We start from the raw sequence: 17,855 nt of genomic DNA on the forward strand, positions 1-17,855 counted from the left end.
TCGCGCATCTGGTCCATCAGGTCGGGTCCCATGATTCCCTCACGGAATCCGGGGAAGTTCTCGACGTCGGTGGTGGTCATGAGGGCACCACCGAACTGGGTCCCCTCGACCTGCAGCGGTTCGAGTTCCGCGCGCGCTGCGTAGACGGCAGCGGTGTATCCGGCAGGTCCCGAACCAACGATGATGAGTTCATGAACCGTCGATGGAGTGGTCACGAGGATCAAAATCCTTTCCTTGCGGTCAGCTGGTGGCGGGCGCGGTGGTGAGCTCGGCGATCAGGGCCTGCACCTTGGCCTGGATCTCGTCGCGGATCGGGCGCACCGCCTCGACGCCTTGACCGGCCGGGTCCTCGAGGACCCAGTCCCGGTAGCTCTTGCCGGGGAAGACCGGGCAGGTGTCGCCGCAGCCCATGGTGATCACCACGTCGGAGGCCTGCACCGCGTCGACGGTGAGGATCTTCGGGGACTCGGCGGCGATGTCGATGCCCAGTTCGGCCATCGCCTCGACGGCGGCCGGGTTCACCTGATCGGCCGGGGCGGATCCGGCGGAGCGGACCTCGATCCGATCACCGGCGAGGTGGGCGAGGAATCCGGCGGCCATCTGGGAACGGCCGGCGTTGTGGACACAGACGAACAGCACGCTGGGGCGAGAAGCCATGAGAATCAACCTTTCACAAGTTTGGGAAGAGAAAAGAGTGCGGGCGGAAGGATCAGACGCGGTCCGGCTCGGGCGCGGCGTGCGGTGCCGGGTCGGCGAAACGTTTGCGCAGCGCGAGGGAGACGTAGACCAGGCCGACGAGGACGGGGACCTCGATCAGCGGTCCGACGACACCGGCGAGCGCCTGCCCGGAGGTGGCGCCGTAGGTGGCGATGGCGACGGCGATGGCGAGTTCGAAGTTGTTGCCCGCGGCGGTGAACGCCAGCGTGGTGGTCCGCTCGTACCCGAGGCCCATGACGGCGCCGAGGAGGTAGCCGCCGCCCCACATGACCGCGAAATACGCCAGCAACGGGATCGCGATCCGGATGACGTCCCACGGCTGGGAGGTGATCCGCTCGCCCTGCAGTGCGAAGAGGATCACGATGGTGAAGAGCAGGCCGTAGAGCGCCCACGGCCCGATGCGGGGAAGGAATGTCGACTCGTACCATTCGCGGCCCTTCGCCTTCTCCCCGAAACGGCGGGTCAGGTAGCCGGCGAGCAGCGGGATGCCGAGGAAGATCAGCACCGACTTCGCGACCTGCCACGGCGAGGTGTCGATGGTGGTCTGCTCGAGGCCGAGCCAGCCGGGCAGCACGGACAGGTAGAACCAGCCGAGGACGGCGAACATGACCACCTGGAACACCGAGTTGATCGCCACGAGGACGGCGGCGGCCTCCCGGTCACCGCAGGCCAGGTCGTTCCAGATGATCACCATCGCGATGCAGCGGGCCAGGCCGACGATGATCAGGCCGGTGCGGTACTCGGGCAGGTCCGGCAGCAGCAACCAGGCGAGGGCGAACATCAGTGCCGGGCCGAGGACCCAGTTCAGCACCAACGAGCCGATGAGGAGCTTGCGGTCACCGGTGACGGTGTCGAGTCGGTCGTAGCGGACCTTCGCCAGCACCGGGTACATCATGATCAGCAACCCGAGGGCGATCGGCAGCGAGATGCCGTCGATTTCCACGGCGGACAGGGCATCCCCGAGGCCGGGGATCATCCGGCCGAGCAGCAGACCCACGACCATGGCGACGCCGATCCACACCGGCAGGAAACGGTCGAGGGTGGAGAGCTTCCCGACCACGGCCGGGTGCTCGGTGGTGGATACCTCGCTCACGCGGGCACCTCCGCGGAGGCACAGGTCTCGGACGGGACGACCGGGCCGCCCTCGGTGAGCAGCACCGCCGAGAGTTGCTGCAGCGAAGAGGGGATCACCCAGTAGTACACCCAGGTGCCGCGGCGTTCGCAGTCCAGCAGTCCGGCCTGACGCAGCACCTTCAGGTGATGCGAGATGGTCGGCTGGGACAGGTCGATCGTGGCGGAGATGTCGCACACGCACGCCTCACCGCCGGCGTGGGAGGCGATCAGCGACAGCAGGCGCAACCGGACCGGATCGCCGAGGGCCTTGAACATCCGGGCCAGATCCCCGGCCCAGTCCTCGGTCAACGGTTCGCGTACCAGCGGGGAGCAGCACGCGCCGCTCTCCGACGTTTGATTCGACATACGTCGATATTGACAAGAATCGAATCAGTCCGCAAACCGGCAGTCGGTGACCTGGGCTACCGGCATACGGCGACGGCGGTGAGTTCTGCGATCTTGCGGTGCTCGGCCGGTGAACGAGGGGCCGGTGCGGGCTACAGCTTGCGCGCGGTGACGAGCAGGTACTCGGCGTCGTAGTGTGTCCGGCCGGGCGCATCGGCCCGATTCCATGCGGTGAGGAATTGCAGGAAGTCCTGCTCGAGGTTCGCGATCCGGTCCGGGTCCGCGGCATTGTGGCGGTACACGGCGATCGTCGGGCCGTAGTTGCGTTTCCAGAACTCCCGGAACTCGGTCGGGTCTGCGAAGCGGTCGATCACGAGCGACTGGCGGTGCGCGTCGAGCGCGGTCACCCGGTCGCCGAACAGGTCGCGGACGTGGTGCTCGTCGCCCCACAACGGCGGCGGGGTCGCACCGTGCGGTGGGGGCGTTGCGTAGGGTGCCATGGTCTTGAACAGGTTGCCGATCAGGCCCTGCGGTGTCCAGTTGATCATCGCGATGGTGCCGCCGGGCCGGCAGACGCGCAGCATCTCGTCGGCGGTCTGCTGATGGTGCGGCGCGAACATGGCCCCGACGACCGAGATGACCGCGTCGAAGCTGTCGTCGTCGAACGCCAATGCCTCGGCGTCGGCCTCGACCCAGTCCAGCTCGACGCCGCGCTGGGCGGCGATCGCTCGCCCTGCGTCGAACAGTTCCGGCGTCAGGTCCGACGCGACGACGGTGGCGCCGCGCGCGGCGGCCTGGATCGCGGCGTTGCCGCTGCCGGCGGCGACATCGAGCACCCGCTGGCCGGCGCGGATATCGGCTGCCTCCACGAGCACCTCGCCGAGGGTCGGGATCAGCTCGGCGGCGACGGTCGGGTAGTCGCCGGAGGCCCACAACGCCCGGTGCTTGGCCTTGAGCGCGCGGTCGGTGTCTGTATCGGTGGGAATGGTGGTCATGTCCTCGTCCTCGTGGTCGATGCCGGGTGCCGGGATGTCGGCACACCAATAGACGTCGGCGGGTTCGGAAGGACGCACGCGAGCTGATTTCGGCGGAATCCGTCAGCCGAGAGTGAGCTGGGCGCGGTGGAAGTCGAAATGCTTGCCCGGGTACCGGTACACCTGCTCGAGGGTCATCGTCTCGGTGAAGAACGGATCCCAGCGCACCGGAAAGGCCATGCTGCGCCGCAGGTTCGTCTCGGATTCCGTGGCCAGGGAGCGTTGCAGCTTCGCGATGACGCGGTCGCACTTCCGTCTCATCCGGCGGCGGTCGAAGACAGTGGCCGCCGCGCACGAGCCGAGGTAGTTGATCCGGTGGAACACCGGTGTCGCGGCGTCCAGAACCCACGCGAACCCTCGGCCGACCCGGGCGGGCAGCCGGGAGAACACCCGGACCAGGATCAGTAGTCGGCGCACGACCATGTAGCCGAACACCATGTGGAACAGCAGTTGCTCGTTGGTCCACCGGGTACCGGACGAACGCCGCGCAAGCTGCTCGGTACTCGCGCCATCGAGCAGTTCGTGCAACAGAACCCGGGCCCGCTCCAGATCGGCGGCGATCGCGGCCCGATCGACAGGTGGCGGTTCGGTCATGACTAGCCTGCGGCGGTCGAGCGGCGTTCGAGGAAGACGGTGTCGCGCCAGATCCCGTCGACCAACTCGTGCAGCGCAACCCGGGCCCGCTCCAGATCGGCGGCGATCGCGGCCCGATCGACAGGTGGCGATTCGGTCATGACTAGCCTGCGGCGGTCGAACGGCGCTCGAGGAAGACGGTGTCGCGCCAGACCCCGTCGAGTTGGGCGATGCGTTCGCGGACGCCGAGGGTGCGGAATCCGGCGGAGTGGTGCAGGGCGATGGAGGCCCGGTTCTCCGGGAAGATCGAGGTCTGCAGCGTCCACAGCCCGGCCTCGTCGGCGGCGATGACCTGGGTACGCAGCAGCGCCTTACCGACGCCGCGCCCGCGCATGCCGTCGGCGACGTAGACGGAGTTCTCGGCCACCCCGGCGTAGCAGTCCCGCCCGGAGGTCGGGGACAGCGCGGCCCAGCCCACCACGACGTCGTCGATCTCGGCGACCCACCGATGCCCCGGCAGCCACTGCGCATCCAGGGTTTCCCGGGCGGGGACCTCGGTGGTGAAGGTGGCAATGCGGGTCGCGATGCCCTCGCCGTAGATCCGGCGCACCGCCTCCCAATCCTGCTCGGCCATGGGGCGAACGGTGACATCGCCGGGCAGGTCGTCCGGGCAGCACGGCCGCGGGGTCAGCACCCCCATCACCGCGTCCGCGGCGTGCGGCAGGCCCGTGCAGCACGCCGGGTTGACCATCACCACGGTGCTGGTGCTCCGCTTGTGCACCGAGACGAAACCGACATCGGCGAGCTTGCGCACATGATGCGACACGGTCGGCTGCCCGATGCCCAGGGCCTCCGCCAGTTCACCCACGGTGATCCCGGCCGGACGGGACGCGACCTGATGCAGCAGCCGCACCCGGGTCGGATCGGCCAGGCAGGCGAACCACCCGGCGTAGGTGGCCGCGTCCTCCGGCGCCAACGCATCCACCTCACCGGGGGTGCGGACGGTGGGCATGTCCAGGGAAGTCATGCCCTTACTATATCGATATCCATCGATGGTTGCATTCATCGACGCACATCGATACTCTCCGACATCAGAGGATCGATGAACGTCGATGGAAGGATTTTCGAGATGAACACCTTGCCCGTAGTCGTCGTAGGCGCCGGACCGATCGGCCTCGCCGCCGCCGCCCAGCTGCGTGAACGCGGCCTGACCCCGCTGGTCTTCGAACGCGGCGGCAGTGCCGGTGCCGCGATCGCCGAGTGGAATCACGTGCGGCTGTTCTCCCGGTGGGGGGAGCTGATCGACCCGGCCGCCCGCCGCCTGCTCGAGAACACCAACTCCGGCTGGGCGGCCCCGGACGACGCGGCATACCCGACCGGGCAGGACTGGACCCAGGACTACCTGCGGCCGCTGGCCTCCGCCCTCGGCGACATCGTGCAGGTGGGCACCGAAGTGGTCGGGGTGGCCCGCCGGGGGCGGGACCGGGTCGTCGACTCCGGCCGCGACACCGAACCCCTGTCGGTGCACCTGCGCCGCGCCGACGGCACCGAGGACCGCATCACCGCGCAGGCAGTGATCGACGCTTCCGGAACCTGGACCACCCCCAACCCCCTCGGAGGCGAGGGCCTGCCCGCGCTCGGCGAGAAGGCTGCGGCCGACGTCCTCGAATACCGGGTCCCGAACCTCGACGACGAGGCGGTGCGTGCCCGGTACGCGGGCAAGCACATCGTGATCGCCGGCAGCGGCCACTCCGCTCTGACCGCGATCGTCGCCCTGGCCAATCTGGAGAAGCGGGCGCCGGGCACCCGGATCAGCTGGGTGCTGCGCCGCGGCGATGTCGGCTCCACCTTCGGCGGCGGCGAGGACGACCAGCTGCCCGCCCGCGGCGCCCTCGGCCTGCGCGCAAAGCAGGCGGTCGACGACGGCCTGCTGACGGTGGTTCCCGGGTTCCGCACCGCCACCATCGAACCCGGCGGCGACGGTCGGGTGGTGTTGGTGTCCGACACCGGCGCCCGAATCGACGATGTGGATCGGGTGGTGGTGCTCACCGGGTTCCGGCCCGACCTGTCCTGGCTGTCGGAGATCCGCCTCGGCCTGGATCCGGTGCTGCAAGCGCCGGTGGAGTTGGCGCCGCTGATCGACCCGAACGTGCATTCCTGCGGCACCGTCTACCCGCACGGGGTCGCCGAGCTGTCGCATCCGGAGCCGAATGTGTTCCTGGTCGGGATGAAAAGCTACGGGCGGGCGCCGACGTTCCTGGCGATGACCGGGTACGAGCAGGTTCGTAGTATCGCCGCCGCCCTGGCCGGGGACCACGAGGCCGCCGCCCGGGTCGAACTCACCCTGCCGGAGACCGGGGTGTGCGGCGGCGCCGGAGTGTTCGACGACCCCGACACACCCGCGGCAGCGGACGAGTCCGTGGGGTGCTGCGCCGCCCCGGACCCGCAGCTGATCACCCTGTCCACCCGCGCGGGCGGATAACCCGGTGACCGGCACCCGGACCCTGCCGCAGACCGCGTCCCTCGACGAGACCGGTCTGCGGCGGGTGCTGGCGGTGCTGTGCCTGACCGAGATCACCAGCTGGGGCATCCTCTACTACGCGTTTCCGGTGCTCTCGGTGTCCATTTCGGCGGACACCGGGTGGTCGCTGCCGGTGCTCACCGCCGCCTTCTCCCTCTCCCAACTCGCCGCAGCCCTGACCGGAATCCCGGTGGGACGAATCATCGACCGCATCGGGCCGCGGGCGGTGATGACCGCCGGATCCGTCCTCGCCGTCCCGTCCCTGCTGGTGGTCGCGGCCGCACCGAACCTGCCGATCTTCTACGCCGGATGGATCGCCGCCGGGATCGCGATGGGCGCGGTGCTGTATCCGCCCGCGTTCGCGGCGCTGACCCGCTGGTACGGCGACAAATACGTCAAGGCCCTGATGATCCTGACCCTGGCCGCCGGGTTGGCCAGCACCGTCTTCGCCCCGCTGACCGCCGCGCTGGTCAACCGGTACGACTGGCGGGCAACGTATCTCGTCCTCGCCGCGATCCTGGCGATCATCACCGTGCCCGGGCACGTGCTGGGTTTGCGGGGGCGGTGGCCGCACCCACCCGCCCCGACCGGACTGCATCCGGTCGATCACCGGGACGCCTCCCGCAGCTCGGCGTTCCTCGCCCTCGTCGTCGCGCTGAGTCTCGGGGCGTTCGCCGCGTTCGCCGGGGTGTTCAACCTGGTGCCGCTGCTGATCGAGCAGGGCTTCTCCCCGTCCCTCGCCGCGCTGACGCTCGGTCTCGGCGGTGCGGGGCAGGTCCTCGGCCGCCTCGGCTACCTCCCGATCGCCGCCCGCACCACCGCCCGCACCACCGCCCGCACCCGCATCGTGGTCATCCTCGCCGCCACCGCGGCCAGTACCGCGCTACTCGGGATCGTGACCTCGGTGGTCGCGCTGATCGCGGTCGCTGTCGGTGCCGGGTTGGTCCGCGGGATCTTCACCCTGATCCAGGCCACCGCGATCACCGACCGATGGGGCGCCACCCACTACGGGCGCCTGAACGGGCTGATGTCCGCACCGATCGTCATCATCATGGCCCTCGCCCCGTGGGCCGGAACAGCACTGTCATCGTTTACCAGCAGTTACGCCCACGCCTACCTGATCCTCGCCGCCGCCGCGGTGCTCGCCGCCATGGTGGCGACCGCGAGCATGCCCCGGCGACAGCGAGCTTGAGTTCTACCGGTCGTCGCACCACCCGACAGTGCAGGATGGCGATGGAATTCGAGATACGGAAGCAACGGGGTCCCTCGCGTGGCGAGACCCTGCATCGGAAACGCTTCGCCAATTTTTGATCTCGTGAAACGACTCACTCCAACGACTTGCTGGTTGGCCCTGGCAGGTGAGCGGCTAGCGCTGGAACGCCGCTGAAGCGCTGCGTCGATCAGTCGTGATGCCAGACCTTGACCGCGGACAGCAGCAACAGCAGCACCAGGATCGGGATCAGCACGGCGCTGGGAACGACGCCGAGCAGGAACCCGCCGAGGACGGATCCGACGATCGAGCCGACGGACATCGCGATCACGAAGCGGCCGTTCGCTTTGAGGACGCCGAAGCTCTGATCCCTGCTGTATCGGGCGAAGGCGACGAGCATGGTCGGCAGCGACACCGCCAGCGACAGGCTGCCGGCGAGCTTGATGTCGACGCCGTAGAGCAGCACGATTGTCGGAATCAGCAGCTCGCCGCCCGCGACGCCCATCAGCGCGGCCACGATCCCGATTCCGAGGCCGGCGATCACGCCGGCGACCGCCCTCCACACCGGCCCGAGTTCCAGGGTTCCGAGTTCCCCGAAGTGGCTGGCCGCCAGGGCGACCGCGATGAGGACGAGCAACGCCGCCAGGACCTTGTAGAGGGTGGCGGAGCGCATCTTCGTCGCCCAGGTCGCACCGACCCAGGCGCCGATGAGGCTGCCGCAGAGCAGATTGACCACGACGGACCAGTGCGGTGCCAGATCCGCATACGGCACCGACACCAGTCGGGCCGGGAGCGCGGTCAGGACTACGATCAGGCTCATCGCCTTATTCAGGATCACTGCCTGCAGCGCGACGAATCCAAACAGACCGATCAACAGCGGCAGCCGGAACTCGGCGCCGCCGAGTCCGATCATGCCCCCGAGTACGCCGATCACGGCGCCGGCGGCGACAGCGAGCGGAAGCGAACGCTTCACCGACCCCGCCGTGCCGATCGAGTCCTGAGCGGGTGACGTCATCGGTGGCCGCCTGCCCCACGGCTGAGATTCATCCGCTCAATCTACTTCGGCCAGATGAGGCCGACATGAGCCGCCGATGGTCCCCACCTTGCCGCGGGTCTCGTCGGTCAGGTGACCGCCCACAAGCCTGTGTCTGGTTAGAAACCCAGTAGGAAATCAATGCGTGTTGCGACGACCGTGGGAATCCGCCGAGAAAGGTCAGGGGCACAAGGGCCCGCAAGCCCACAGTGCGGGTGATCTGACTGATCAGATGTGCCCGCATCAGGTATCCAGGGACGTCCCTGTCCAGGACGCGAAGTTCCCGAGGCGACGTGATTACTCGCCTTGATCTGCCGGTGGTACGGCGGCGTTGCGGAGACCCTCGCTGTGGTCAGCCAGGGTCGGGCGTTTCGCAGCCGCTGTGGATTCTCTCGCCTCGGCATTGTCGCGGCCGTGTGCTTCCTCGCAGACTTGCTGCTCCCAGTACGCATCAGATCGTGCCCGCGCCGCCCACGGAACGCTCATGCGATGTCCTCTCTATGTGTAGGAGGAGAGGAGATCGCCCCACCAGTCACACTTCGCCCGGGTAGTGGCGTGTCGTGCCACTGGCCGAGCCACATCGGTGTCTTTCCGTTGTACGCCTCAGGAGTGAGGTCTGTCGCGCCCAGCGGACCGGGGAGCGACCTGTGCAACTCGACTCCCGAGCGAGTGGGATGCGCTGAACCCCGCGCCGGCGGTGCCGGTGTTCGACATCGCCGGCTACCGAGCGCCTGACCGCGGGCGACTGGGATTGGAGTGCAGCGGTCGCTGTCGTCGGCGTCGCTGCGCGGGGTGGGCCGCGACGCCCACCACCTGGTGAGCAGGCTCGCCAGCGTCCGATAGAGAGCTGATTCGGCGTCGGGTGCGTCCCTCTCGCGGGGGGTTCGTCTGAGGAGGTAACTCCCGCCCACATCGGGTGGGGGATCGTCCCTTCGAGAGGAATCCTCCGATGACCACCCACCTGTTCTTTCCCACCGGAACCGGCCACGCGGCCGGCGACCACGGGGGTGTGCGATGACCGCCCCCGCCGTCGTGGTCGAGGATCTGCACGTCGCCTACGGCAAATCCTGGGCACTCGACGGGGTCGACCTGGAAGCCGCCGCCGGAACGACGCTCGGGGTTCTCGGCCACAACGGTGCCGGCAAGACCACCCTGATCCGCACCTTGACCACCCTGGTGCGCCCGACCATCGGCCGAGTGCAGATCGGGGGCCTCGACGTCATCACCGACGCCGACCGGGTGCGCCGCCGGATCGGGGTGACCGGCCAATACGCCGGACTCGACGAATTCCTCACCGCTAGGGAGAACCTGGAGCTGATCGGCCGCCTGACCGGGCTGCGCCGCACCGCCGCCCGTGCCCGGGCCGACGCGCTGATCGAGCGGCTCGGGTTGGACGAATACGCGACCAGGCGGGTCGGGGAACTCTCCGGGGGCTCGCGTCGCCGGATCGATCTCGCGGCCAGCCTGGTCGGGTCCCCGTCGGTGCTGTTCCTGGACGAGCCGACCACGGGCCTGGATCCGATCGCCCGCGCCGGACTGTGGGACGTCGTCGACGAGCTGACCACCGCGGGCACCACGGTCGTGCTGACCACCCAGTACCTGGAGGAGGCCGACCGGCTGGCCGACCACATCGTGGTCCTTGCCCGGGGCCGGGTCGCCGCCCGCGGCACCCCCGCCGAGCTGAAACGGATCGTCGGCGGCAAGGTCCTGACCGCCACCATCCCCACCGGCCAGCTCGCCGTTCTGCCGTTCACCCCGGATACCGACCGGGTCGACGGCGACCGGGTGCGGGTGTCGGTCACCGTCGACGACGCCCTCGCCGCGACCGCGCTGGTCGCGGACCTGCACCGCGGCGGCATCGACGTCACCGACCTCGACGTGACCTCCCCGAGCCTCGACGACGTCTTCACCCACCTCGCCCACACCACCACGGGAGCCCACCGATGACTACCGCCCGCACGACCACCGCCACCGCCATCGGGCGGACCTCGATCAGGGACCAGCTCGCCGCGCTGACCGTCCGGAACCTGCGCACCAGCGCCCGCGTCCCGCAGTTGCTGATGTTCTCGCTGACCATGCCGATGGCGATGCTGGTGCTGTTCAGCCAGGTGTTCCGCAGCGTCGCCGCCGGACCCGGTTTTCCCGCCGGAGTCAGTTACATCGTCTTCCTCACCCCCGCGATGCTCGCCGTCTCCACGGTAATGGCCGGCACCAACGCCGGAGTCTCCGCCGCAATCGATCACACCAACGGCCTGCACGACCGCTTCGCGGCCCTGCCCATGCGGACGGCGTTGCCGGGAATCGCTCGCACCATCAACGAGGCCGTGTTCACCCTCGCTCGGGCCGCGTTGCTCGGGATCGCCGCCGTGGCATTGGGTTTCGAGTTCCACGGCACCGCAGGTGATGCCGTGGCCGCGGTCGTGGTGCTGGTGGTGCTGGCCGGGGCGATGAGCGCCCTGTTCGGGCTGATCGGGGATCGGCTGCGGCGCCCGGACGTGGTCCAGTTCGCCGGGATGATGGTGATGATGCCGCTGATGTTCGTCTCGAGTGCGTTCGCGCCGATCGAGACCATGCCCGGGTGGATGCAGGCCATGGCGACGGTGAATCCGGTCGCGCACGCCACCGATGCCCTGCGTGGCCACGTCCTCGGCACCGCCACCGCGGGCGACACCGCCGCCGCCCTGGCCGCCGCGATCGGCTTGTGGGCGGTGGTCACGGCCGTTCCCGTTCTGACCCGCCTGATCCGGACGGCACGCACCCGCTGAGCAATGAACCCGCCCTGCCCCATCCCACAAAGGGAGGGGCAGGGCGGGTTTGGTGTGCGCCCCTCGTCCGGAGCTGGGCACTGTTCTGGCCCCTACCCCGGTCGAGGGTAGAGGCCAGGAGAGCGCTGTGGTCAGCGGATCCGCCCGGTGCGGGCGTCGACGGCGCTCATGCGGCGGCGTCGAGCAGATGCAGTTCCTCCGCCACGATCAGGTCGACCTCTTCGCTGGTCAGACCCGAAAACAAATGTGTGGTCAGCATCGCTCTCACCTCCTCACTGCGCTTCTGCTGGTACGTCGAACCGGAGAATCCGGAATCAACATCGACACCCATACAGACGAGGAACATCGGATTGGGACGCAGAGTGCGTCCGATAGCGGCCGTCGTCGTCGGTACGTCTGTGAGGACCTGAAATAGGGGGTCGCCACCCCGTCTCGGGGCGGGGATGCTGGAAAATGGAGAGGAACCACAGATCATGAGTGAGGACACGGCCACTACCGCGACGACACCAGCTGATCTCGACCAGCTCTGGCGCAACTTCTCGAGCGATCTGCGGGCCTTCATCGCCCGCCGGGTCTCGCGACCCGAGGACGCCGACGACATCTTGTCGATCGTGTTCCTGCGGATGGCCAAGAGCCTGGACAACCTGCGCGAGCAGGACCGGCTCCTCGGGTGGATGTACGCCATCACCCGCAACGCGATCACCGACTACTACCGGTCAGCACCCCACCGGCGGGAGCTGGCAGTCGACACCGTCCCCGACAACCCCCCCGACGGCGAATCGGACGCCGACGAGGCGGCGGAGAAGGAACTCGCCTCCTGCCTGGTGCCGATGCTCTCCGGGCTGCCCGCCGAGCAGGCCGCGGCGGTCAAGATGGTCGACCTCGACGCCCGCACCCACGCCGCCGCCGCCAGCGAGGCGGGAATATCGTTGTCCGGGATGAAATCCCGCGTCCAACGCGGCCGCGCCACCCTCCAAGCCCGATTACACGCGTGCTGTGAGATCAGCCAGGACCGCACCGGTCACGTGCACGACTACCAGCCACGCGGCGGTGGAACCTGCGCCTGCGGAGCCACACGCGGATGACCAGTAAACCGGCACACGGTTTCTGGTGACGTCGACCGGTCGCATGATCCAGCGCAGGCAACGGTGCGGTGCGAGCCCAGCGCTCGCACCGCACCGTTGCAGGGTGAAGGACTACTGGCACCCGCATCCGCCGCCGGCCGTCGCCGCCGCACCGCAACACGTCGACTTCTCACTCTGGTCGCAGCAGGTGGTTTGCTTTTCGGTGCTGCAACACGTCGGCGCCGCAGCCTGCGGGGTGGTGTCCGCTAGATCCGTCGCCGGGTTCTCGAACTCGTGGGCGTTGGTCATGGTGACTCCTTGATCCGTGGGGATGGGTACCAGAACAGACGGAGGAGAACGAGAACGGACGCACGGGCCGCTGCGGAAGAACCTGTGCCTGGCAGCTCGGGTGTGTGCCAGGCGTTTCCGTGCAGGTCACGGACCCTGCTGTTGCGTCGACGCAACCGGCACCGCCATGATATGGGTGCCCGAGGCAATAGCCGAGGGAAGTGGTTCGTGTAGGAGGTCTCCGGGGCGTAAGCACCCCTGTCGGCAGCCCCACCCAGCGGTTTCCAGCCTTGCGCGCCCACCCACATACGACGAATACTCCTCGCTTCGGCAGGGGCGTTTTGTGCGCTCGGTGCACGATCACACGAGTAATCGAAAGATCCCTGCCGTTCTCCACGGGCGATAGCCGATAGCTTTCTCTGCTCGTGCCGAGGTTTGGACCGCGATGCTGCGCGCCCGGTTGTTGCCGAATCCTGATTAGTGGTATCGCGGGCGATACCATAATGGGGTGTCGAAGCCGGCGAAACTCCTCGCGAGGATGCGCGCCGGTTCGCCGAGCGTGACCGATATCGAGTTGTTCAACTTCGGCTGTGACGTCGTCGGCGGCCCGCGCCAGAACGGCACCGCCCATGCGGTGTTCACGACGCGGGGGTCCGGAGACCCCCGGGTGAATATCCAGAAAGGCAAAGGCGGCAAGGCCAAAGCCTTACCAGGTCGACCAGGTCCTCGCCGCCTACGACGAGCTCGTGAAGGAGGCAGGCAATGGCTGCCGCATCGCATTACACCTACCGGGTGACCTGGTCGGAACCGGACGGCGAGTTCGTCGGCACCGTCGCGGAATTCCCCTCCCTGTCCTGGCTCGCCGACAGCCAGAGCGAGGTCCTCGACGGCATCGTCACCGTTGTCCGCGATGTCCTCGACGACATGGCGAGCACCGGCGAACGCCCGCCCGTCCCGATCGCGGACCGCTCCTACAGCGGCACCTTCACGGTGCGCACCTCGCCCCGGGTGCACCGCACACTGGCGGTCGAGGCCGAGGAGCAGGGTGTCTCACTGAATCTGCTGGTCAACCAGAAACTTTCCGCTCCCGCCGGCGCCCGCGCCGATACGCGGGCGGGGCGAGGGCGGGCGGAATCAACCTGACTACTCCGGTTCGGCGAGGGGTACTCGCGGACACGTCGGCGCCCTGCTCTGGCTCGTACAGCAGGCGCGGGCGCAGATACTGAACATGGTCACCTCCAGGAGGATTTCGCTTCTCCTCCGTTCGGTTGTGCGACGGCGTCCGGGGCGGTGTTCGCGCACGTTGTCCCGCGAGCCTCGGACAGCTCGCGGAGGTGTTCTAGGCGGAGTGTTTCTGGATGTATTCCTCGACTGCTTCGCGCATGAGTTCGCTGGGCTTGCGGTGCTGGCGCTGTGCGAGTTCGTCGAGTTTGTTGCTCAGCGGCTGTGGAAGTCGGACTTGGCGTTTGGGGGAGGCGCCGCTGATGCCTGCGTCCTGCGCCAGGGATGGGCGGCCGGCGCCGACCCTCTCGAGCAGGGCCCGGCCGGCGGCGGCGGCGTCGTCGCCGCGCTTGGCGGTGGCCGAGTCCGTCGGCAGGGTCATGTCGTGCTCGGCCCACTCGGCGAGCTCGTCGTAATCGTTGTTCTTATCGTTGCTGTTCATCGGTATGTCACCTCTTCGGGGTGCTGGGTGATCCCTTCGGATACCCGTGTGGATCGGTGGTACATCGGGTTGCGGTACCGGGCGCCTTCGCCCCCGGCACCTGCGGATCAGGGACGGTCTCTCATGCGTGCGAGGTGCTTTTTCCGCGCTTCCATCACGTGGAATACCACTATGCCCCGCGGTGGAATGATCTCCACCATGACTTCGAGCAGCGGTCCACCCAGTGTCCGTGGGGGACCGATGAACAGCCAGGGCTTCGCGTGACCGGGGACGCGGGGTTCGTCGAACTCCTGCTCGACGTAGAGCGCGTTCTCGATCGCGTGCAATGCGTCCTCGTGGTCGATCCCGTGTTTGTCCGCGCTGTTCGCCCATTCGACCGCCACACGAATACTGTACTACAAAAATAGGTTCTGTAGTACAAAAGTCCGATGACGGGCGACCGCCACTGAGCATCGGCGAGGGTGAGGCCCGTCCAAACCGGGACCCGACCATCGGGGTCAGGCCGTCGTGGAAATGGTGATCTCGGCTCTGCCGTCGATGGCTGATAGTAGGTAATGCGGACAGGTGACACCTGCCGAGGCGCGGGAATCGCCCGGCGGTCGGTGTCGAGGTAGAGGCGGTATGCGAGCTGCCCGCGTCGATGGCCGCCGGTGTCCGGGTCGACGGCGCCGAGGAAGTGTCCGTGCGCGCCGTCGACGGTCGAGAAGATCGCGTGCGCCCACTCGGCGGGCTCCGCGGGCGGCAGATAACGTGGCCGGCCCGTCTGCGCGTCGACGGGGTGCACGATCACCGTGACGGCCAACCCGGCAGCCGCGGGAAACCACTGCTCGGCTTCAACGTGGAACGGTGCGATGGACGTGTGGATCCGCAGCTCGATGTCCGTTCCGGTGCGGGCCGCCGCCGTGATGATGTGTGGGTCCGCTGAGATGCCGACGGTGGCCAGAGACGGCAGCGCCTCCTCGGCGTTGGGGTTCCGGGGCGTGCGGACATGGGGCAACGGTACGGGGTACGGGGCCGCCGATACTGGCTTGGCCCAAGACGCCACGCTCCTGGCAGGGAGCACTATTCATCGTGTCCATTACTAGGTCGGACCTGCACTGAGGGTGGCGCGCTGCTAGCTGCGACGTCCCGTTCCACGGGACATTGAAAGCCGTAGGATTCTTCGGAAGGCTGGCCGCATCGCGGTGCCGGTCGGACCGGGCGGCGCGAGTCACCTCTCGATCCTGACTGGTCATGCTCGTGTACACCGTCGAGCCAGGGTCAGCGACTGCAGACGCCATGCAAATTCTCGCAAGTTGGACCGCCGGGCGCTGTTGCGATCGATCGGGGGCTGCACTGGACGGCATCGGACCGGTGTGGCTATCCTGTAGTGGGTTGATTCATTATGAATCAAGCGAGGAGGTGCTTGTCGTGGACACCATCGACCACAAGGCTGTCGCCGCACTCGATGCTGCGGCCGCCCGGCGCAGGGTCGCTGACCTCGATGTTCTGCGGGCGGTGGCCGAGGCGAACGCCGCCAACATCACCCAACGGGTCATCCATGAGCACATCGGAATCTCGCAACCTACGATTCATCGCATGCTGCGCACCGTGCTGGAGAACCCGGCCCTGCTCGATCAGACCCCGACCGAGGTCATCGACCGCCGCACCGCCGGCCAGATCAGCGACGACGAGATGATGCAGGTTCTGCTGGACTGGAAATTCACCTTCGGCCGGGTCCCGGTCAGCGGCGGCATCTCGGCGGATGCGTACGAGCCCGGTAGCTGGGACGAGATCGAACGCGCCTACTACCGCGGACTGCTGACCGACGACGAGATCGGGCGGCTGATGGAACGAAACAAGGACGCCCTCGAGCAGGCGGCACGGTCTGCGTGAACTCTCCGGATCCGCTGCGCGGCAAGGTCGCCGCGCAGCTCACCGCGATGTCCGTACCCGGTGGCCCGCTGCACACCAAGTCCAACACCAGCACGATGATCCGCTTCGCGGCATCACCGGCCCGGCTGCGGTTACGCCGCACCGTCGTCGACCGGTATCTGGCGCGGGACACCCCGCTCCGTGAAGGGCGCTCGGCGATCCTCACGGCCGGCGCACCAGGCGCCGGGAAGAGCACTCTGCTGCACGACCACATCCCCGACCTGGACGGGTACCGCAGCCTCGACGCCGACGAGGTCAAGGACTTCCTCATCGAACAGGCACTCCGCGACGGGGACTATGCGGAACTGCTCGGCACCGAACTCGCGGACGGGGCGCCGCTGGCACCGCGGGAGTTGGCGGCGTTGGTTCATGACGAATCCACCGCCCTGATCGATCAGATCCGCCGGCTGTGTCTGGACCGCGGCGAGAACGTGCTGATCGAGGGAACCCTCCGCTGGCCGGGACAGGGTCCCAGGGTGTACGAGGAACTCGTCCGCGCCAACTACACGTCGCTGCGGGTCATCGGAGTCGAAGTACCCCGGGACATTGCGCATGAGCAGGCGCTGTCCCGCTGGTGGGACGGCCGCCTCGCACGGCGCGCCGATCCTGCCTCGCTCGGTGGGCGGTTTACCCCGCCCGCGGCGATCGATGACTGCTATGACGACGACACGATGTCGAAGTGCGCCCGCAACGCTCAAGCGCTCGCCGCGGCGGCGCGCAACCGGGAGAGCATGATGGTGGTGGAACTCGAGCTGTTCCGCCGCGCTACCGCCGGAGGCTTCGAAACCTTCGAATAAGAAGCCGCTTGAGTGGGTGCCGCGCCCTCTACCCCGTCACCACTGACAGGGCGGAGGGCGCGCACAACCAGAGCCTTCGGTAACCGGCCCGGGCTGGGAGATTGGTTCAATCGAGCGTCACGCTCCACAGCTCGCACGGATTCACCTCGACCGCAGGCCGCCCTCACGGTGGCCGCGGACAATTCGGCGTCCGTGTTCCCCAGGGGCGTTGTCGAAGAGCAGCAGTCCACCCAAAATTTCAGAGCGTTGACGCGATTTTGAGGAATTCGAGTTCGGTGAGGACGTCGATTCGTCGTCCGTCGGCCCGTGCGAGACGGGCAGCGTTGAGCCTCACGGTGTCGGCGGACGTGCCGGGGCGTCCGAGGATGAGCAGATCGGTCTGTGCGGTGACCTTGTTGGTGATGCTGGCACCGAGCTTGCCAGCGAGTGCGGCTGCGGTAGGCCGAGTCAGGGTGTTCATGCGGCCCACGAGGACGGCGCTGCGGCTGGCGAGGATCCCGGCCGTGGTCCCAGTCAGCGTCAGCGTGCCGATACGGCGTCCGGCGTCGAGGGTGGAGGGCCCGGTCACCGGAAGTCCGCGGTTGTTGAGGGTGTCCATAGGGTGGCCGGTGTGGACCGCGAATTCGGCCAGGCTGTGGGGGGTGCCGTTGGCGTTGTTCATCTCGATCAGGATTTGTGCGCACGCGTGGGCGTCTTCGCCGGCGTGGTGATGCTTGTGCAATTTGAATCGTCCCGGGTTTGATGCGCACCTTCTTTCTTGGGAAGGTAATCCTTATGCCGAATGTCTATCCAGCCGAGGTGCGAGAGAAGGCCGTGCG

The 17,855-nt window shown here is 67.9% G+C and carries 21 protein-coding genes and 1 pseudogene; 8 read left to right on the forward strand and 14 right to left on the reverse strand.

The genetic code is table 11. From position 1 onward, the window contains the following. The 8 genes from ACFWAY_RS49130 to ACFWAY_RS49165 form a co-directional block, all read right to left on the reverse strand. Nucleotides 1-215, reverse strand: a 215-nt coding sequence (locus ACFWAY_RS49130; protein ID WP_378515881.1) for an NAD(P)/FAD-dependent oxidoreductase, incomplete at its 3' end; no start/stop codon positions are given. Between the two features lie 25 nt (nt 216-240). Further along, on the reverse strand, nt 241-657 hold the full coding sequence (locus ACFWAY_RS49135) for an arsenate reductase ArsC (RefSeq protein WP_378515882.1): 417 nt from the start codon (nt 655-657) through the stop codon (nt 241-243). Nucleotides 658-709: 52 nt separating this feature from the next. After that, nucleotides 710-1,810, reverse strand: a complete 1,101-nt coding sequence (arsB, locus tag ACFWAY_RS49140; RefSeq protein WP_378515883.1) for an ACR3 family arsenite efflux transporter — start codon at nt 1,808-1,810, stop codon at nt 710-712. Next, complete coding sequence (locus ACFWAY_RS49145; RefSeq protein WP_378515884.1) at nt 1,807-2,196, reverse strand: ArsR/SmtB family transcription factor; 390 nt, start codon at nt 2,194-2,196, stop codon at nt 1,807-1,809. Before ACFWAY_RS49145 ends, arsB begins: the two co-directional genes overlap by 4 nt. A 131-nt stretch (nt 2,197-2,327) precedes the next feature. Beyond that, a complete protein-coding gene (locus tag ACFWAY_RS49150) occupies nt 2,328-3,170 on the reverse strand; it encodes a class I SAM-dependent methyltransferase (protein WP_378515901.1) in 843 nt (280 codons plus the stop codon). A 102-nt stretch (nt 3,171-3,272) separates the two neighbouring features. Then, nucleotides 3,273-3,803, reverse strand: coding sequence for a DinB family protein (locus tag ACFWAY_RS49155; RefSeq protein ID WP_378515885.1), 531 nt, complete (start codon nt 3,801-3,803; stop codon nt 3,273-3,275). A 2-nt stretch (nt 3,804-3,805) separates the two neighbouring features. Continuing rightward, the gene (locus ACFWAY_RS49160) at nt 3,806-3,943 is read right to left on the reverse strand and encodes a hypothetical protein (protein WP_378515886.1); all 138 of its coding nucleotides are present in this window, start codon (nt 3,941-3,943) and stop codon (nt 3,806-3,808) included. A gap of 2 nt (nt 3,944-3,945) precedes the next feature. Beyond that, a complete protein-coding gene (locus ACFWAY_RS49165) occupies nt 3,946-4,809 on the reverse strand; it encodes a helix-turn-helix domain-containing GNAT family N-acetyltransferase (protein WP_378515887.1) in 864 nt (287 codons plus the stop codon). A 102-nt stretch (nt 4,810-4,911) separates the two neighbouring features. On the opposite strand from ACFWAY_RS49165, the gene ACFWAY_RS49170 reads away from it, so the two are divergent. Together ACFWAY_RS49170 and ACFWAY_RS49175 are read left to right on the forward strand one after the other, a co-directional pair. After that, nucleotides 4,912-6,264: an NAD(P)-binding domain-containing protein gene (locus ACFWAY_RS49170; RefSeq protein WP_378515888.1), complete on the forward strand. Its 1,353-nt coding sequence runs from the start codon at nt 4,912-4,914 to the stop codon at nt 6,262-6,264. A gap of 4 nt (nt 6,265-6,268) precedes the next feature. After that, a complete protein-coding gene (locus tag ACFWAY_RS49175; RefSeq protein WP_378515889.1) occupies nt 6,269-7,495 on the forward strand; it encodes an MFS transporter in 1,227 nt (408 codons plus the stop codon). Nucleotides 7,496-7,703: 208 nt separating this feature from the next. Here the strand turns inward: ACFWAY_RS49175 and ACFWAY_RS49180 are convergent, their stop codons facing one another. Next, the gene (locus tag ACFWAY_RS49180) at nt 7,704-8,528 is read right to left on the reverse strand and encodes a sulfite exporter TauE/SafE family protein (RefSeq protein WP_378515890.1); all 825 of its coding nucleotides are present in this window, start codon (nt 8,526-8,528) and stop codon (nt 7,704-7,706) included. Nucleotides 8,529-9,560: 1,032 nt separating this feature from the next. Here ACFWAY_RS49180 and ACFWAY_RS49185 point away from each other — a divergent pair. The 3 genes from ACFWAY_RS49185 (at nt 9,561) to ACFWAY_RS49195 (ending at nt 12,396) form a co-directional block, all read left to right on the forward strand. Continuing rightward, on the forward strand, nt 9,561-10,493 hold the full coding sequence (locus tag ACFWAY_RS49185) for an ATP-binding cassette domain-containing protein (protein WP_378515891.1): 933 nt from the start codon (nt 9,561-9,563) through the stop codon (nt 10,491-10,493). Continuing rightward, entirely contained in the window at nt 10,490-11,311 is an 822-nt protein-coding gene (locus ACFWAY_RS49190) for an ABC transporter permease (RefSeq protein WP_378515892.1), read from the forward strand. Before ACFWAY_RS49185 ends, ACFWAY_RS49190 begins: the two co-directional genes overlap by 4 nt. 473 nt (nt 11,312-11,784) lie before the next feature. Continuing rightward, on the forward strand, nt 11,785-12,396 hold the full coding sequence (locus ACFWAY_RS49195; RefSeq protein ID WP_378515893.1) for a sigma-70 family RNA polymerase sigma factor: 612 nt from the start codon (nt 11,785-11,787) through the stop codon (nt 12,394-12,396). A gap of 111 nt (nt 12,397-12,507) precedes the next feature. On the opposite strand, the gene ACFWAY_RS49200 is transcribed toward ACFWAY_RS49195, so the two are convergent. Further along, nucleotides 12,508-12,684, reverse strand: coding sequence for a hypothetical protein (locus tag ACFWAY_RS49200; RefSeq protein ID WP_378515894.1), 177 nt, complete (start codon nt 12,682-12,684; stop codon nt 12,508-12,510). A gap of 741 nt (nt 12,685-13,425) precedes the next feature. On the opposite strand from ACFWAY_RS49200, the gene ACFWAY_RS49205 reads away from it, so the two are divergent. After that, nucleotides 13,426-13,806: a type II toxin-antitoxin system HicB family antitoxin gene (locus ACFWAY_RS49205; protein ID WP_378515895.1), complete on the forward strand. Its 381-nt coding sequence runs from the start codon at nt 13,426-13,428 to the stop codon at nt 13,804-13,806. 196 nt (nt 13,807-14,002) lie between these two features. On the opposite strand, the gene ACFWAY_RS49210 is transcribed toward ACFWAY_RS49205, so the two are convergent. The 3 genes and pseudogenes from ACFWAY_RS49210 to ACFWAY_RS49220 form a co-directional block, all read right to left on the reverse strand. Continuing rightward, the gene (locus ACFWAY_RS49210) at nt 14,003-14,326 is read right to left on the reverse strand and encodes a ribbon-helix-helix domain-containing protein (protein ID WP_378515896.1); all 324 of its coding nucleotides are present in this window, start codon (nt 14,324-14,326) and stop codon (nt 14,003-14,005) included. Between the two features lie 107 nt (nt 14,327-14,433). Next, the gene (locus tag ACFWAY_RS49215; protein WP_378515897.1) at nt 14,434-14,709 is read right to left on the reverse strand and encodes a hypothetical protein; all 276 of its coding nucleotides are present in this window, start codon (nt 14,707-14,709) and stop codon (nt 14,434-14,436) included. Nucleotides 14,710-14,823: 114 nt separating this feature from the next. Beyond that, nucleotides 14,824-15,323 (reverse strand): annotated as a pseudogene (locus ACFWAY_RS49220) (N-formylglutamate amidohydrolase). A 413-nt stretch (nt 15,324-15,736) separates the two neighbouring features. Here ACFWAY_RS49220 and ACFWAY_RS49225 point away from each other — a divergent pair. Further along, on the forward strand, nt 15,737-16,201 hold the full coding sequence (locus ACFWAY_RS49225) for a helix-turn-helix domain-containing protein (RefSeq protein WP_378515898.1): 465 nt from the start codon (nt 15,737-15,739) through the stop codon (nt 16,199-16,201). Next, entirely contained in the window at nt 16,198-17,037 is an 840-nt protein-coding gene (locus tag ACFWAY_RS49230) for a zeta toxin family protein (protein ID WP_378515899.1), read from the forward strand. Before ACFWAY_RS49225 ends, ACFWAY_RS49230 begins: the two co-directional genes overlap by 4 nt. A 238-nt stretch (nt 17,038-17,275) precedes the next feature. Here ACFWAY_RS49230 and ACFWAY_RS49235 read toward each other — a convergent pair whose 3' ends face one another. After that, on the reverse strand, nt 17,276-17,698 hold the full coding sequence (locus ACFWAY_RS49235; protein ID WP_378515900.1) for a hypothetical protein: 423 nt from the start codon (nt 17,696-17,698) through the stop codon (nt 17,276-17,278). Nucleotides 17,699-17,855 lie beyond the last annotated feature (157 nt).

This window comes from Rhodococcus sp. NPDC059968 (assembly GCF_042738615.1).
GTDB lineage: Bacteria > Actinomycetota > Actinomycetes > Mycobacteriales > Mycobacteriaceae > Rhodococcus_F.